Here is a 14,912-nt window from a genome sequence, read left to right on the forward strand (position 1 = left end):
AATTAAATGTTGTAAATGAGAATTGTTAATGCCTATTTTGAAAGTGACTGTTAACAATGTTTAATGATTAATAATAGGAAAAAATAACGATGAAGAAGAGCACATGGCGTGCTCTTCTTCATCGTTATTTTTGAACGGTACGGTTTAAAGAATTCGTTGAAGTACTCGATCAGCTCTTACACGAGTAATTTTCTTAAGTAACTTACGAACTTCAACTGGATATGTTTCCACTTTTTCTAATTGTCGGTAGCTTCCAATAACAGTGGTGTGTTGAAGTATGTTTTCTACTTCTTGCTCAAACTTTTCCGTTAGCTGATGCATGTGATCATGAATCAGTAGGCCATTTTCAAGATCCAGGCTCCATGCCCTAGGATTTAAGTTGTTACCAGTAAGGAGCATATAGCGTTTGTCGATCCAGAGGCCCTTTAGGTGGTAGCTGTTGCTATCGTGTTTCCAGAGATGGATTGATAGCTTGCGACTAGCAATATGAGCTTCATTTACTTTAGCGAATCGGCGTAAATTCATCTCATAGAGGTAAGGGAGGCCACCTATGGTCTTAAATCCTTCTTCTGGTGGAATATAGAAGTCGTTGGCCGTTTTATCGCCAACCACAATAGTCACCTTCACCCCTCGTTTTATGGCTTTTTTAACTTCCTTCGCCACAGATTTTGGAAAGTTAAAGTAAGGAGTGCAGATGAATATTTCATCTTTAGCTTTGGCCAGAAGCTGATTTATTGTCTGATTTAGACGGTTCCGGCGTTTGCCTAGTCCCACAAGCGGGGTTAGGGGAACCTGGTCGCTCTGAAGCTTTTCGGGTTGGAATATATATTTGGACTGAGCCAGTGTTGAGCGAAACTGCCTGATTGCTTGTTTCAGCTCTTTGGTTTCTGGCTTATCGGGATCACAGAGAGAATTTACTGCCGGGTGAGCCAGCATTACGGATTCGATAAAGTGAACCATGCTATTCGCTAACGTTTTATTGGTAATAACGTGGTATCTGTCAAAACGGTAGCGATCTTTATAGCCCAGGTAAACGTTGTTTAAGCTGGCACCACTGTAAATAACGGTATCGTCAAAGATAAAGCCTTTAAGGTGTAATACACCAAATACTTCACGTCCCCTTACAGGTACGCCATATACAGGAATCTTGTGTTCGTGTGTTTCCGAGTATTTTTTGTAAAGAGCAGCATTTCCATCAGATTGTTCGGCACCAATTAAGCCTCTCTGTGCACGGTGCCAATCAACACAAACCTTTATATCCAGCTCAGGGTTATTCTGTTTAGCCTGATAGAGCTCATCAAAGATCAGCCTGCCAGCATCATCATCTTCTAGATACAGAGCTGCGATATAGATACGCTCTTGAGCGTTTCTTATCTCGTGAATTAATCGGTTTCGAAAGGCTTCTGCTGAAAGCAATATTTCAAACTTGTCCGGATCGATTGCGATAGTAGGCATCTGTTCAAATGGGTTGTTTAACGCCATCATATGGGATGAATCACCTCGGTTACTGCAAAAGTGCGAATTTTGAATTTTACCAAATATCGTTGAAAGATTACTATCCTTACGTGTCTCTTTCATCAGATTTTGTAAACTTCATTGGAATGAGTTGCTTACCGCTACGAGAATATCGTTCATAAAGTGAACGAAGTGGATTGGGAAGTTTATCAAGTTCTATTGTAACGAAGCTTTTTTGCGTATAAAAATCTTCCAGGTGTGAATATGCAAAACAGTAGTCGCCTTCGGAAAGAACATGTTGAGAGCAATAATCTAAAATTGTTAATCCCACCCCACGATGCCTGAATTCAGGTACAACCATCATTCCGGTGAGAAGTCGGTAAGAATCGATTGGTCTGATTCTTACAACACCACACATACTTTTTTCTGCGTAGCTAACATAAATAAGCTCATTGCTTTTGGCTTTGCCTGATGGGTAGTGTTGTTTATACAGCTTTTGGACAATAGGAAGCTTTATAGGGTCGAGCTTTTCAATATGAATTTGAGTCATTTGCTGGTGTTTTTGTAAGTCCGGTATAATATGACAACTTTTATTCTACCGCTAAGTATCATGCAGATATACCAAAACGCCAGCCTTAAGCCTTTTCACACATTCTCCATTGAAACTAGCTGTGAGTTTTTAGTCATTGTTGAATCTGTTGACGAACTGATTTCAGTCTATAAAAACAGTGACTGGAAGCACTTACCTAAACTTGTATTAGGTAAAGGAAGTAACGTTCTTTTTACTGAGCACTACGAAGGTGTGGTAGTCATTAATCGGATTAACGGCAAAAAGGTTGTTGAGTCGGAGCAAGCGTTCCATCTTCATATTAAAGGCGGTGAAGATTGGCCTGAACTCGTAAAATGGAGCACAGAAAATGGCTACTCCGGTCTGGAGAACCTGGCTCTAATACCAGGGTGCGCCGGCTCTGCACCAATCCAGAATATTGGTGCTTATGGAAATGAGTTTAAAGATTTCTGTGAGTATGTGGATGTACTCTGGCTGGAAGATTTTGCTCAGCAAAGGCTAACAGCAGAGGAGTGCCAGTTTGGGTACCGCGACTCTATCTTTAAACGAGAATATCAGGATAAGTGCGTGATCGTTGCAGTGGGGCTTAAGTTATCAAAAACGTGGAGCCCTAATACTTCGTATGGTCCGTTACAAGCTATACCGCAATCCGAATTAACGCCTAAGCGTATATTTGATGAAGTATGTAAGGTTCGAATGGAGAAGCTACCTGACCCAGCGAAGACGGGTAATGCAGGAAGTTTCTTTAAGAACCCGGTTATAGAAAAGGACCACTTTGAACGCCTAAAGCAGAGTTTCCCGAATATTGTGGGTTATGCTAACAATGAGAAAGTAAAAGTGGCTGCTGGATGGTTGATAGATCAATGTGGGTTTAAAGGCGTTAGTCAAAACGGAGCTCAGGTTCATCCAAATCAGGCTTTGGTTCTAGTTAACAAAGATAATGCGTCTGCTAAGGATGTAATCGAGTTAGCAGGAAGGATTGTCTCCGAGGTTTCTCGTAGATATGGCATTAACCTTGAGCATGAAGTGCGCTTTATGAACTCATCCAGAGAAACAAAACTATCTGAGTGCATGGGACGTAAATGATATGAGAGATTACAGCGTTAAACTGTCCATTATCAAAATGCTAAGTGACGGTGAGTTTGTTTCTGGTTCTGATATTGGAGACTCCCTGGGAATGTCCCGGGCGGCGGTGAGTAAGCATGTAAAAAGTCTCAATGACTGGGGGCTTGATATCTACAGTGTTCAGGGAAAAGGCTATAAGCTTTCAGAGCCATTTACCATGTTGGATGAGTCTGAGCTTGAGAAAAGAGTAAATGTTCCGGTCACTCTTATTCCTGTCATTGATTCCACCAATCAATATTTACTCGATCGTGTCGAACAGCTCGAATCTGGTTCGGTATGTCTTGCTGAATATCAGGAAAAAGGTCGGGGTAGGAGAGGGCGAGACTGGATTTCTCCGTTTGGTTCGAATTTATATATGTCAATGTACTGGCGTCTTGATGCTGGAATGGCTGCTGCAATGGGCTTAAGCCTGATTGTTGGCGTGGCGATCGTTGAAGCCCTGGAAAAATTAGGTGCGGAAGGGATCAAGCTCAAGTGGCCGAATGATCTTTATTATAATGATAAAAAACTCGCTGGTATTTTGGTTGAAATGTCCGGTCAGGCTGGTGGCGCTGCACACCTGGTTATTGGCATGGGACTCAATATCTCGATGCCTGAGGGCATTGAAGGGATTACCCAGCCATGGGTATCGTTAAAAGAAGTGTGCAAAACACTTCCGGATAGAAATATTCTTGCATCAGAACTAGTTAATGCTTGGGATAAAGCATTGGAAGAATATGAGTTGTATGGGATGAAAGGTTTTGTGGAGCGCTGGAATCGATACGACAACTTTAAAGAACGCCCAGCGAGACTCATCATGGGTAAGCGAGAGATTGAGGGCATTATTAAAGGTATAGACGAGCAGGGTGCGGTTCTTATTGAAACAGAAAATGGCGTGGAGGCCTTTATTGGAGGGGAAATTTCTCTTCGCGGATAAATTTAGGTTTTTATGGTCATTTCAACGCAGTGAGTTGGAATGACCATAATTTACTTTCTCAATAACACTTCTTCTACAGTATGATTTTCCCCTTTCTTAAGAATCAACTGTGCTCTTTCTCTTGTCGGTAGGATATTTTCCTGCAGGTTTTTTCCGTTAATTGATTGCCAGATAGATTTCGCTTTATCAATGGATTGCTGCTCGTTCATTTGTGTGTAATGCGAAAAATAGGAGCCAGGCTTTTTAAATGCGCTTTCTCTGAACTTTAAGAAACGATTTACATACCACTCCTCAATAAGAGAAGTCTCCGCGTCGACATATATAGAAAAATCGACAAAGTCAGAAACAAATACACGGTGTGGGTCATGAGGATAATCCATACCACTTTGTAGTACGTTCAGGCCTTCGATAATAAGAATGTCAGGGAGGTCTACAACTTTTTCTTCTTTAGTAATGTCATAAGTAATATGTGAGTAAACAGGTGCGGTGACATTACGTTTGCAAGCTTTAACATCAGAGACAAATTTTACCAGGCGTCTCATATCATAAGATTCTGGAAATCCTTTTTTGACCATCAGATCTCGTTCGTTAAGGACTTTATTTGGCAAAAGAAAACCGTCGGTTGTCACCAGCTCGACTTTTGGGTGTTTATCCCAGCGTGACAACAAAGCTTTGAGTAATCGAGCTGTTGTGCTCTTGCCGACAGCGACGCTTCCTGCAATTCCAATAATAAAAGGAGGCGCATGCTCACTTTTGCTGAGGAATTTATGCAATACGGTGTTGCGTCCCTGGCGAGCCGAAACATAGAGATTAAGGAGTCTCGTCAGAGGCAGATAGATCTCTTCTGCTTCCTTCATTGTCAGGTTCTCATTAATACCTTGAAGTTCAATCAGATCTTGCTCTGACAGGGTCATAGGTACGGAATTTCGTAAATCCGCCCATTTTTTCCTGTCGAAAGACATGTAAGGACTCATAGCACACGACGTCGTTTTTATTAGAAGTGCAGCGAAAATACATCATGTCGAAAATAAATCAAACGACATAAGCGACAGATTAGCCGAAAAGCTGGCAAAAATGAGTAATTTATAACCGATTGGGAATTATATTAAGGAAAAAGAAGTTTTTTTTAAATTTCCTATTGCAAGGTGCAAGATCATCCCATAGAATGCGCCCCACTTATGTGCCGACTTAGCTCAGTAGGTAGAGCAACTGACTTGTAATCAGTAGGTCACCAGTTCGATTCCGGTAGTCGGCACCACTTTCTCCTTTATGAGAGATTGTGCTAAAAAATTTTGGAGGGGTTCCCGAGTGGCCAAAGGGAGCAGACTGTAAATCTGCCGGCTCCGCCTTCGATGGTTCGAATCCGTCCCCCTCCACCATATTCTTTAGGAAATAGCTCACAGAGTTACTACGTGTTGCGGGCATCGTATAATGGCTATTACCTCAGCCTTCCAAGCTGATGATGCGGGTTCGATTCCCGCTGCCCGCTCCAACTCATTATGAGTGCTGATATAGCTCAGGTGGTAGAGCGCATCCTTGGTAAGGATGAGGTCGGCAGTTCGAGTCTGCCTATCAGCACCAGCTCTGTAAGCAATTATTTCCTTTTGATACTTTCTTCTAACTAAACTATGTTTAGTGATTGAGAATAAGTTAACTACCAAATGATTTGGTTGCGTGGTCATCAAAGCCACCTTAAATCCGTACCTAGAGGGACAACTCATGTCTAAAGAAAAATTTGAACGTACGAAACCGCACGTAAACGTTGGTACTATCGGCCACGTTGACCACGGTAAAACAACTCTAACTGCAGCTATCTGTACTACTCTTTCAAAAGTATACGGCGGTGAAGCGAAAGACTTCGCATCAATCGATAACGCTCCAGAAGAGCGTGAGCGCGGTATCACAATCGCAACTTCACACGTAGAATACGATACTCCAACTCGTCACTACGCACACGTAGACTGCCCAGGACACGCTGACTATGTTAAAAACATGATCACTGGTGCTGCGCAGATGGACGGTGGTATCCTTGTAGTAGCTGCGACTGATGGCCCAATGCCACAGACTCGTGAGCACATCCTACTAGGCCGTCAGGTTGGTATCCCATACATCATCGTATTCATGAACAAGTGTGACATGGTTGACGATGAAGAGCTTCTAGAGCTAGTAGAAATGGAAGTTCGTGAACTTCTATCTGAGTACGACTTCCCAGGTGATGACCTACCAGTAATCCAGGGTTCAGCTCTAGGTGCACTAAACGGTGAAGAGCAGTGGGAAGCGAAGGTTGTAGAGCTTGCAGAAGCACTAGACTCTTACATCCCAGAGCCAGAGCGTGCTGTAGACCAGCCGTTCCTAATGCCAATCGAAGACGTATTCTCAATCCAGGGTCGTGGTACAGTAGTAACTGGCCGTATCGAGCGTGGTATCCTAACTGTAGGTGACGAAGTTGCTATCGTTGGTATCAAAGAGACTACTACTACTACATGTACTGGTGTAGAAATGTTCCGTAAGCTGCTTGACGAAGGTCGTGCAGGTGAGAACGTTGGTGCACTACTACGTGGTACTAAGCGTGACGAAGTTGAGCGCGGTCAGGTTCTTGCTGCACCAGGTTCAATCACTCCTCACACTAAGTTTGAGTCAGAAGTATACGTACTATCTAAAGATGAAGGTGGTCGTCACACTCCATTCTTCAAAGGCTACCGTCCACAGTTCTACTTCCGTACAACTGACGTAACTGGTGACATCCAGCTACCAGAAGGCGTAGAAATGGTAATGCCAGGTGATAACGTACAGATGACTGTAGAGCTAATCGCTCCAATCGCGATGGACGAAGGTCTACGCTTCGCAATCCGTGAAGGTGGCCGTACAGTTGGTGCTGGTGTTGTTGCTAAAATCTTCGATTAAGATTTGACTAACAGCTAGTAAAAAGGGCATCATTTGATGCCCTTTTTCTTCACTGTTTTAAATTGAATACATGTAATTTGTGTATCTCAATGAAAAGTAAAGAATTTTTAATTGAGAGTAATCTTGATTAGCATGAATACGTTGATAGTTGAGTCGCGTATTTAGAATGAGCCCTGCAACAGCGGGGTTGTTGTCGTCTATATTTAAGACTTGGACAGGTTAGTTTTATGAAAGCAAATGCTGAAGCGCCTGACAGCTCAAACGCAGCAGATATTTTTAAATGGATTGTTGCTTTTGCTCTAGCTGCCGCCGCTGTTGTTGGTAATCACCTATACGGTGAAATGTCTGTTGTTATTCGCGCAGCTGCGGCTGTAGTATTGATTGCTGCTGCACTTGGTGTTGCCGCTACAACAACAAAAGGTAAGCAAGCGATTAACTTTGCACGCGAATCTCGTATGGAAGTTCGCAAAGTGGTTTGGCCGACTCGTCAGGAAACCATGCAAACAACTTTAATCGTTTTGGCTGTAAGTATTGTTATGGCTCTGGCACTTTGGGGCATCGACGGCATTATGGTGCGTCTGATCAACCTTGTGACTGGAGTGTGAGGGTTCTAATTCATGAGTGAAGCTCCAAAAAAACGTTGGTATGTGGTTCAGGCCTTTTCTGGTTTTGAAGGCCGTGTAGCTCAGTCTCTTCGCGAGCACATCAAGATGCACGCAATGGAAGAGCTGTTCGGTGAAGTTCTGGTTCCTACTGAAGAAGTAGTTGAAATGCGCGCGGGTCAACGCCGCAAGAGTGAGCGCAAGTTCTTCCCTGGATACGTTCTGGTTCAGATGATCATGAACGATGAATCATGGCACTTAGTGCGTAGTGTCCCACGTGTAATGGGCTTCATCGGCGGTACATCTGATCGTCCGGCTCCTATCACAGACAAAGAAGCAGACGCTATCCTTAACCGCCTGGAGCAGGCGAGCGAAGCGCCACGTCCACGTACTATGTACGAAGCGGGTGAAGTGGTTCGTGTTAACGATGGTCCGTTTGCGGACTTCAACGGTACTGTTGAAGAAGTTGATTACGAGAAGAGCCGCCTGAAAGTGTCTGTATCGATCTTTGGTCGTGCAACACCAGTTGAGCTCGAATTTGGTCAGGTTGAAAAACTTGATTAAAAAAACACCTTTTTAGGGTTGTATAAGGCGCGAATTATGAATATAATTTCGCGCCTTTTTACAGCAAGCGCTGTAAAAAAGAAGATTATTTAAACCGGGGAGCTGATCAGCTGATTAGCGTTACTACCCAAACTTAGGAAATATCATGGCTAAGAAAGTTGAAGCTTATATCAAGCTGCAAGTTGCAGCGGGTATGGCTAACCCAAGTCCACCAGTTGGTCCTGCTCTAGGTCAGCACGGTGTGAACATCATGGAATTCTGTAAAGCGTTCAACGCAAAAACAGAATCTGTTGAGAAAGGTCTACCAATCCCAGTTGTAATCGCTGTTTACAACGACCGTTCTTTCACTTTTGAAACTAAGACTCCACCTGCTGCTGTTCTTCTTAAGAAAGCTGCTGGTATCAAGTCTGGTTCTGGTCGTCCAAACACTGAAAAAGTGGGTACTGTAACTGACGCTCAGCTACAAGAAATTGCTGAGACTAAAGCTGCAGACATGACTGGTGCTGACGTAGAAGCTATGAAGCGTTCTATCGCAGGTACTGCTCGTTCAATGGGCCTAGTGGTAGAGGGTTAAGATCATGGCAAAACTTACTAAGCGTATGCGTGTAATCCGCGAAAAAGTTGACGTAACTAAAGAGTACGAAATCAACGAAGCTATCGCTCTTCTTAAAGAACTAGCAACTGCTAAGTTCGTAGAGAGTGTAGATGTTGCTGTAAACCTAGGTATCGATGCACGTAAATCTGACCAGAACGTACGTGGTGCAACAGTTCTTCCTCACGGTACTGGCCGTGAAATCCGCGTTGCAGTGTTCACTCAAGGTGCTAACGCTGAAGCTGCGAAAGAAGCTGGTGCAGACATCGTAGGTATGGAAGATTCTAGCGGCTCAGGTTAAGAAAGGCGAAATGAACTTCGACGTAGTTGTTGCTTCTCCAGATGCAATGCGTGTTGTTGGTCAGCTTGGTACTATCCTTGGTCCACGTGGTCTTATGCCAAACCCTAAAGTTGGTACTGTAACTCCTAACGTTGCTGAAGCGGTTAAGAACGCTAAAGCTGGTCAGGTTCGTTACCGTAACGACAAGAACGGCATCGTACACACTACTATCGGTAAAGCTAACTTTGAAGCTGCTCAACTACAAGAGAACCTAGAAGCTCTTCTAGTGGCAATCAAGAAAGCTAAGCCATCTTCAGCGAAAGGTACTTTCCTGAAGAAAGTAAGCATCTCTACTACTATGGGTGCTGGTGTTGCTGTTGATCAGGGTAGCCTGAACACTCAAGCAAACTAATTTGCAAAGGCGAGAAGTTAGTGTATAATTTCGCGCCTAAATATTTGTGGTTGGGACTGCCGTCACATTTTTAAAATGAGATGACAGTCTCCGTCCAAGACCGTAGGCGTTCTGATTCTTTTTAGATGATGAACTTAATAAAAACCTACGTAGACGGTGCCTGAACCGACAGAAAGCCAAACTATTTTAGATTGTCTTTCTTCTGGGAATGCACCGTATGAACTCTCAGTATCTTTTAAAGCGAGGATATTGAGTGGTGTAACGACAACCAGGAGTAAATCCAAGATGGCTTTAAATCTTCAAGACAAAAAAGCAATTGTTGCTGAAGTCAACGAAGCTGCCAGTGGTGCACTTTCTGCAGTTGTTGCTGACTCTCGTGGCGTTGAAGTAGGCGCAATGACTTCTCTACGTAAACAAGCTCGTGAAGCTGGTGTTTACGTGAAAGTTGTTCGTAATACACTTGCACGTCGCGCTGTAGAAGGCACAGACTACGAATGTCTAAAAGACCAATTCGTAGGTCCAACTTTGATCGCATTCTCTAACGAGCACCCAGGTGCTGCTGCGCGTATCTTTAAAGATTTCGCGAAAGAGAACAAAGAATTTGAGATCAGAGCTGCTGCATTTGAAGGCGCTATTACTGACGCTGAAGTACTAGCAACTCTACCAACTTACGACGAAGCTATCGCACGCCTAATGATGTGCATGAAAGAAGCTTCTGCTGGCAAGCTGGTACGTACTATCGCTGCACTACGCGATCAGAAAGAAGAAGCTGCGGCATAAGCCTTGCTTTTTACTGGTTGCTTAATAAACTAATTGTTGACTTAAAAGAGAATTGTTATGTCTATTACTAACGAACAAATCCTAGACGCAGTTGCAGAAATGTCTGTAATGCAAGTTGTAGAGCTTATTGAAGCTATGGAAGAAAAATTCGGCGTATCTGCTGCAGCAGCTGTTGTTGCTGGCGGCGCTGCTGGCGGTGAAGCTGCTGCTGAGCAAACTGAATTTGACGTAATCCTAACTGCTGCTGGCGGTAACAAAGTTGCTGTAATCAAAGCAGTACGTGGTGCTACTGGCCTAGGTCTTAAAGAAGCTAAAGGTCTAGTTGACAGCGCTCCAGCTCCTCTGAAAGAAGGCATCGCTAAAGATGAAGCTGAAGCTCTTAAAGCACAACTAGAAGAAGCTGGTGCTTCTGTTGAAGTTAAGTAATTATTACTTAATTTCTTAGCCGATTCGGCTAATGGCTGGTGGTTTATTGACCACCGGCCTTTTTGCGCTGTAGGGCAAGGGCGAAATTTCCGCTGTTTAGTCGTTCATGTCCATGCAAAAAACCGCTAAGTCTGATCTATAGGGCTTAGGGTCTACAGTAAACAGTCGTTAGTCACTACCCCTCTCAGAGGAATGGGTAGTTTGGGTCACTTATCAGCGAGCTGAGGAACCCCATGGTTTACTCTTATACCGAGAAAAAGCGCATCCGAAAGGACTTTGGTACTCGTCCACAAGTGTTGGACATTCCATATCTGCTGTCAATCCAGCTCGATTCGTTCGACAAGTTCATCGAACAGGATCCTGAGGGACAATACGGTCTTGAGGCTGCTTTCCGTTCTGTATTCCCAATTCAGAGCTATAATGGCAATTCAGAGCTGCAATACGTTAGCTACCGTCTTGGTGAGCCAGTTTTTGACGTTAAAGAATGTCAAATCCGTGGTGTAACTTATTCAAAACCACTACGCGTAAAACTACGCCTTGTTGTATTTGATAAAGATGCACCAGCAGGTACAGTAAAAGACATTAAAGAACAAGAAGTCTACATGGGTGAAATTCCACTCATGACAGACAATGGTACCTTCGTAATCAATGGTACCGAGAGGGTTATCGTATCCCAGCTGCATCGAAGCCCAGGCGTGTTCTTCGACAGCGATAAGGGTAAAACCCACTCTTCAGGTAAAGTATTATATAACGCACGTGTTATTCCTTACCGTGGCTCATGGTTAGACTTTGAGTTCGATCCTAAGGATAACCTGTACGTACGTATCGACCGCCGTCGTAAGCTTCCTGCGTCAATCATCCTTCGTGCTCTTAGCAAGACCACTGAAGAGATCCTGGATATCTTCTTCGAAAAAGTTAACTTCGAAGTTAAAGACCAGACTCTGATGATGGAGCTTGTTCCTGAGCGTCTACGTGGTGAAACAGCTACTTTTGATATCGTAGCTGAAGGCAAGACTTACGTTGAAACAGGTCGCCGTGTTACTGCTCGTCATATCCGTCAGCTTGAAAAAGATGGCGTTGAGTTCATCGAAGTACCAGTTGAGTACATCGTTGGTAAAGTTGCTTCTAAAGATTACATCAATGAAGAAACTGGCGAGATCATTGTAGGTGCTAACCAGGAAATCAGCCTGGAAGCTCTGGCGAACCTATCTCAGGCAGGTCACAAAAATCTACAGGTGCTGTTCACCAACGATCTGGACCACGGTCCATTCATGTCAGATACACTACGTATCGACAGCACAACAGATCGTATCTCTGCGCTAGTTGAAATCTACCGCATGATGCGTCCTGGTGAGCCACCAACAAAAGAAGCGGCAGAAGCGCTATTCGAAAGCTTGTTCTTCTCTGAAGAACGTTACGACCTATCTACTGTTGGTCGTATGAAGTTCAACAGCTCAATCATGCGCGAAGATGCTGGTGATCAAGGTATTCTTGATGAAACTGACATCGTCGAAGTAATGAAGAAGCTTATCGCTATTCGTAACGGTAAAGGTGAAGTGGATGATATCGACCACCTTGGTAACCGTCGTATCCGTAGCGTAGGTGAAATGGCTGAAAACCAGTTCCGCGTAGGTCTGGTACGTGTTGAACGTGCTGTGAAAGAGCGTCTGAGCCTTGGTGATCTTGACAATATCATGCCTCAGGATCTGATCAACGCTAAGCCGATCTCTGCTGCAGTTAAAGAATTCTTCGGTTCTTCTCAGCTGTCTCAGTTTATGGACCAGAACAACCCACTATCAGAAGTAACGCACAAGCGTCGTATTTCTGCATTGGGTCCTGGCGGTCTGACTCGTGAGCGTGCTGGCTTCGAAGTTCGAGACGTACACGTAACTCACTACGGCCGTCTATGTCCTATCGAAACGCCTGAAGGTCCGAACATCGGTCTAATCAACTCACTTTCTGCGTTTGCTCGCTGTAACGAATTTGGTTTCCTTGAGACTCCATACCGTCGCGTTGTAGATGGTGTTGTAACTGACGAAGTAGATTACCTATCTGCTATTGAAGAAGGTCAGTTCATCATCGCTCAGGCAAACTCAGCACTAACTGGTGAAGGTTCTTTCGAAGAAGAACTAGTTACTGCTCGTCAGAAAGGTGAATCTGGTCTGCACCCACGCGATCAAGTTAACTACATGGACGTTGCAACCAACCAGGTTGTATCTGTCGCTGCTTCTCTAATCCCATTCCTAGAGCACGATGATGCGAACCGTGCATTGATGGGTGCGAACATGCAACGTCAGGCAGTTCCAACACTACGCGCTGATAAGCCTCTTGTAGGTACTGGTATTGAGCGTAACGTTGCAGTTGACTCTGGTGTTACAGCAGTAGCGAAACGTGGCGGTATGATTCAGTCGGTAGACGCTTCTCGTATCGTAGTTAAGGTTAACGAAGATGAGCTGGTTCCAGGTGAAGCTGGTATCGACATCTACAACCTGACTAAGTACACGCGTTCTAACCAGAACACTTGTATCAACCAGCGCCCAACAGTACTTCCTGGTGAACCTGTATCGAAAGGTGACGTTCTTGCGGACGGTCCTTCTACAGACCTAGGTGAACTGGCGCTTGGTCAGAACATCCGTCTGGCATTCATGCCTTGGAATGGTTACAACTTCGAGGATTCAATCCTTGTATCTGAGCGTGTAGTTCAGGAAGACCGTTTCACTACGATCCACATTCAGGAACTGTCTTGTGTTGCTCGTGACACTAAACTGGGTTCTGAAGAGATCACTGCGGACATTCCAAACGTAGGTGAATCTGCTCTGTCTAAACTAGACGAGTCAGGTATCGTTTACATCGGTGCTGAAGTTAAGGGTGGCGACATCCTGGTTGGTAAAGTAACACCTAAGGGTGAAACTCAGCTAACTCCTGAAGAGAAGCTACTACGTGCTATCTTCGGTGAAAAAGCATCTGACGTTAAAGATACTTCACTACGTGTACCAAACTCTGTTTCAGGTACTATCATCGACGTTCAGGTCTTCACTCGCGATGGCGTAGAGAAAGACAAGCGTGCGCTTGAAATTGAGCAGATGCAGCTTAAAGAAGCTAAGAAAGACCTTACAGAAGAATTTGAAATTCTGGAAGGCGGTCTGCTTAACCGTGTTAAAGCGGTACTTATTTCTGGCGGTTACTCTGAAGCACAACTTGACTCTATCGGTCGTAAGAAGTGGCTAGAGCAGTCTCTTGCTGATGACGAGCTACAAGCACAGCTTGAGCAGCTTGCAGAGCAGTGGGACGAGCTAAAAGCTGACTTCGATAAGAAGTTCGAAAGCAAGCGTCGTAAGATCACTCAGGGTGATGACCTAGCTCCTGGCGTACTGAAGATCGTTAAGGTTTACCTGGCGGTTAAACGTCGTATCCAGCCTGGTGATAAGATGGCGGGTCGTCACGGTAACAAGGGTGTTATCTCTAAGATCAACCCTGTTGAAGACATGCCTTACGATGAAAAAGGTCAGCCTGTAGACATCGTACTAAACCCACTGGGTGTACCGTCTCGTATGAACATCGGTCAGATCCTTGAAGTTCATATGGGTCTGGCGGCTAAAGGTATCGGTGACAAGATCAACCAGATGCTTAAGGAACAGCAGGAACTGCATAAGTTCCGTGACTTCCTGCAGAAGGTTTACGACTTGGGCGATACTCGCCAGAAAGTTGATGTTGCAGCACTGTCTGATGACGAAGTTCGTACACCGATTAAGAACCTGCGTGGCGGTCTGCCAATTGCAACTCCAGTATTTGATGGTGCTCCAGAAGCATCTATCAAAGAGCTACTGAAGTTGGGTGACCTACCAGAATCTGGTCAGCTACGTCTGTTTGATGGTCGTACCGGTGATGAGTTTGAGCGTCCTGTAACTGTTGGTTACATGTACATGCTTAAGCTGAACCACCTGGTTGATGACAAGATGCATGCTCGTTCAACTGGTTCTTACAGCCTTGTAACTCAGCAACCACTTGGTGGTAAAGCTCAGTTCGGTGGTCAGCGTTTCGGTGAGATGGAAGTATGGGCACTTGAAGCATACGGTGCTGCTTACACTCTACAGGAAATGCTAACTGTTAAGTCCGATGACGTGAACGGCCGTACTAAGATGTATAAGAACATCGTAGACGGTAACCACAGCATGGAACCTGGTATGCCAGAATCGTTCAACGTATTGTTGAAAGAGATTCGCTCGCTAGGTATCAACATCGAGCTAGAAGACGAAGAGTAATTCCATCACTCATTAGAGTATTGGGA

At 44.4% G+C, this 14,912-nt stretch carries 12 protein-coding genes, 4 tRNA genes and 1 pseudogene; 14 read left to right on the forward strand and 3 right to left on the reverse strand.

Annotated elements, in window-relative coordinates; translation table 11 throughout:
- Window positions 1–144: 144 nt before the first annotated feature.
- Both pssA and P7F88_RS00145 read right to left on the reverse strand, forming a co-directional pair.
- On the reverse strand, window positions 145–1,485 hold the full coding sequence (pssA, locus tag P7F88_RS00140; RefSeq protein WP_277821356.1) for a CDP-diacylglycerol--serine O-phosphatidyltransferase: 1,341 nt from the start codon (window positions 1,483–1,485) through the stop codon (window positions 145–147).
- Window positions 1,486–1,561: 76 nt separating this feature from the next.
- On the reverse strand, window positions 1,562–2,005 hold the full coding sequence (locus tag P7F88_RS00145; RefSeq protein ID WP_277821357.1) for a GNAT family N-acetyltransferase: 444 nt from the start codon (window positions 2,003–2,005) through the stop codon (window positions 1,562–1,564).
- Window positions 2,006–2,065: 60 nt separating this feature from the next.
- On the opposite strand from P7F88_RS00145, the gene murB reads away from it, so the two are divergent.
- Together murB and birA are read left to right on the forward strand one after the other, a co-directional pair.
- Window positions 2,066–3,109 carry a UDP-N-acetylmuramate dehydrogenase gene (murB, locus tag P7F88_RS00150; RefSeq protein WP_277821489.1) on the forward strand — a complete coding sequence of 348 codons (1,044 nt, stop codon included), beginning with the start codon at window positions 2,066–2,068 and terminating at the stop codon, window positions 3,107–3,109.
- A 1-nt stretch (window position 3,110) separates the two neighbouring features.
- On the forward strand, window positions 3,111–4,064 hold the full coding sequence (birA, locus tag P7F88_RS00155) for a bifunctional biotin--[acetyl-CoA-carboxylase] ligase/biotin operon repressor BirA (protein WP_277821358.1): 954 nt from the start codon (window positions 3,111–3,113) through the stop codon (window positions 4,062–4,064).
- Between the two features lie 50 nt (window positions 4,065–4,114).
- On the opposite strand, the gene coaA is transcribed toward birA, so the two are convergent.
- Window positions 4,115–5,038: a type I pantothenate kinase gene (gene coaA, locus P7F88_RS00160; protein ID WP_277821359.1), complete on the reverse strand. Its 924-nt coding sequence runs from the start codon at window positions 5,036–5,038 to the stop codon at window positions 4,115–4,117.
- A 208-nt stretch (window positions 5,039–5,246) separates the two neighbouring features.
- Here coaA and P7F88_RS00165 point away from each other — a divergent pair.
- From P7F88_RS00165 to rpoB, 12 genes and pseudogenes are all read left to right on the forward strand, one after another.
- Window positions 5,247–5,322: transfer RNA gene (locus tag P7F88_RS00165), tRNA-Thr, on the forward strand.
- Between the two features lie 36 nt (window positions 5,323–5,358).
- Window positions 5,359–5,443, forward strand: a tRNA-Tyr gene (locus tag P7F88_RS00170).
- A gap of 38 nt (window positions 5,444–5,481) precedes the next feature.
- Window positions 5,482–5,556 (forward strand) — tRNA-Gly (locus tag P7F88_RS00175).
- A 13-nt stretch (window positions 5,557–5,569) separates the two neighbouring features.
- Window positions 5,570–5,645, forward strand: a tRNA-Thr gene (locus tag P7F88_RS00180).
- 138 nt (window positions 5,646–5,783) lie between these two features.
- Window positions 5,784–6,968, forward strand: a complete 1,185-nt coding sequence (tuf, locus tag P7F88_RS00185) for an elongation factor Tu (RefSeq protein ID WP_277821360.1) — start codon at window positions 5,784–5,786, stop codon at window positions 6,966–6,968.
- A gap of 227 nt (window positions 6,969–7,195) precedes the next feature.
- Window positions 7,196–7,573 carry a preprotein translocase subunit SecE gene (gene secE, locus P7F88_RS00190; protein WP_277821361.1) on the forward strand — a complete coding sequence of 126 codons (378 nt, stop codon included), beginning with the start codon at window positions 7,196–7,198 and terminating at the stop codon, window positions 7,571–7,573.
- A gap of 12 nt (window positions 7,574–7,585) precedes the next feature.
- Window positions 7,586–8,134: a transcription termination/antitermination protein NusG gene (gene nusG / locus P7F88_RS00195; protein ID WP_277821362.1), complete on the forward strand. Its 549-nt coding sequence runs from the start codon at window positions 7,586–7,588 to the stop codon at window positions 8,132–8,134.
- A 145-nt stretch (window positions 8,135–8,279) separates the two neighbouring features.
- Window positions 8,280–8,708, forward strand: coding sequence for a 50S ribosomal protein L11 (rplK, locus tag P7F88_RS00200; RefSeq protein WP_275130538.1), 429 nt, complete (start codon window positions 8,280–8,282; stop codon window positions 8,706–8,708).
- Window positions 8,709–8,712: 4 nt separating this feature from the next.
- A pseudogene (gene rplA, locus P7F88_RS00205) lies at window positions 8,713–9,418 on the forward strand (50S ribosomal protein L1).
- Window positions 9,419–9,703: 285 nt separating this feature from the next.
- Window positions 9,704–10,198, forward strand: coding sequence for a 50S ribosomal protein L10 (gene rplJ / locus P7F88_RS00210; protein WP_277821363.1), 495 nt, complete (start codon window positions 9,704–9,706; stop codon window positions 10,196–10,198).
- Window positions 10,199–10,255: 57 nt separating this feature from the next.
- Complete coding sequence (rplL, locus tag P7F88_RS00215; RefSeq protein ID WP_277821364.1) at window positions 10,256–10,624, forward strand: 50S ribosomal protein L7/L12; 369 nt, start codon at window positions 10,256–10,258, stop codon at window positions 10,622–10,624.
- A 233-nt stretch (window positions 10,625–10,857) separates the two neighbouring features.
- Complete coding sequence (rpoB, locus tag P7F88_RS00220; protein WP_277821365.1) at window positions 10,858–14,886, forward strand: DNA-directed RNA polymerase subunit beta; 4,029 nt, start codon at window positions 10,858–10,860, stop codon at window positions 14,884–14,886.
- Window positions 14,887–14,912: the final 26 nt, after the last annotated feature.

It is taken from the genome of Vibrio hannami, from assembly GCF_029589055.1.
In the GTDB taxonomy this organism is placed as follows: domain Bacteria; phylum Pseudomonadota; class Gammaproteobacteria; order Enterobacterales; family Vibrionaceae; genus Vibrio; species Vibrio hannami.

Coding starts and splice junctions, on each gene's coding strand:
- murB (WP_277821489.1), top strand. CDS start 2,066: ATGCAGATATACCAAAACGCCAGCCTTAAGCCTTTTCACACATTCTCC.
- coaA (WP_277821359.1), bottom strand. CDS start 5,038: ATGAGTCCTTACATGTCTTTCGACAGGAAAAAATGGGCGGATTTACGA.
- rpoB (WP_277821365.1), top strand. CDS start 10,858: ATGGTTTACTCTTATACCGAGAAAAAGCGCATCCGAAAGGACTTTGGT.
- birA (WP_277821358.1), top strand. CDS start 3,111: ATGAGAGATTACAGCGTTAAACTGTCCATTATCAAAATGCTAAGTGAC.
- nusG (WP_277821362.1), top strand. CDS start 7,586: ATGAGTGAAGCTCCAAAAAAACGTTGGTATGTGGTTCAGGCCTTTTCT.
- P7F88_RS00145 (WP_277821357.1), bottom strand. CDS start 2,005: ATGACTCAAATTCATATTGAAAAGCTCGACCCTATAAAGCTTCCTATT.
- rplL (WP_277821364.1), top strand. CDS start 10,256: ATGTCTATTACTAACGAACAAATCCTAGACGCAGTTGCAGAAATGTCT.
- pssA (WP_277821356.1), bottom strand. CDS start 1,485: ATGATGGCGTTAAACAACCCATTTGAACAGATGCCTACTATCGCAATC.
- rplK (WP_275130538.1), top strand. CDS start 8,280: ATGGCTAAGAAAGTTGAAGCTTATATCAAGCTGCAAGTTGCAGCGGGT.
- secE (WP_277821361.1), top strand. CDS start 7,196: ATGAAAGCAAATGCTGAAGCGCCTGACAGCTCAAACGCAGCAGATATT.
- tuf (WP_277821360.1), top strand. CDS start 5,784: ATGTCTAAAGAAAAATTTGAACGTACGAAACCGCACGTAAACGTTGGT.
- rplJ (WP_277821363.1), top strand. CDS start 9,704: ATGGCTTTAAATCTTCAAGACAAAAAAGCAATTGTTGCTGAAGTCAAC.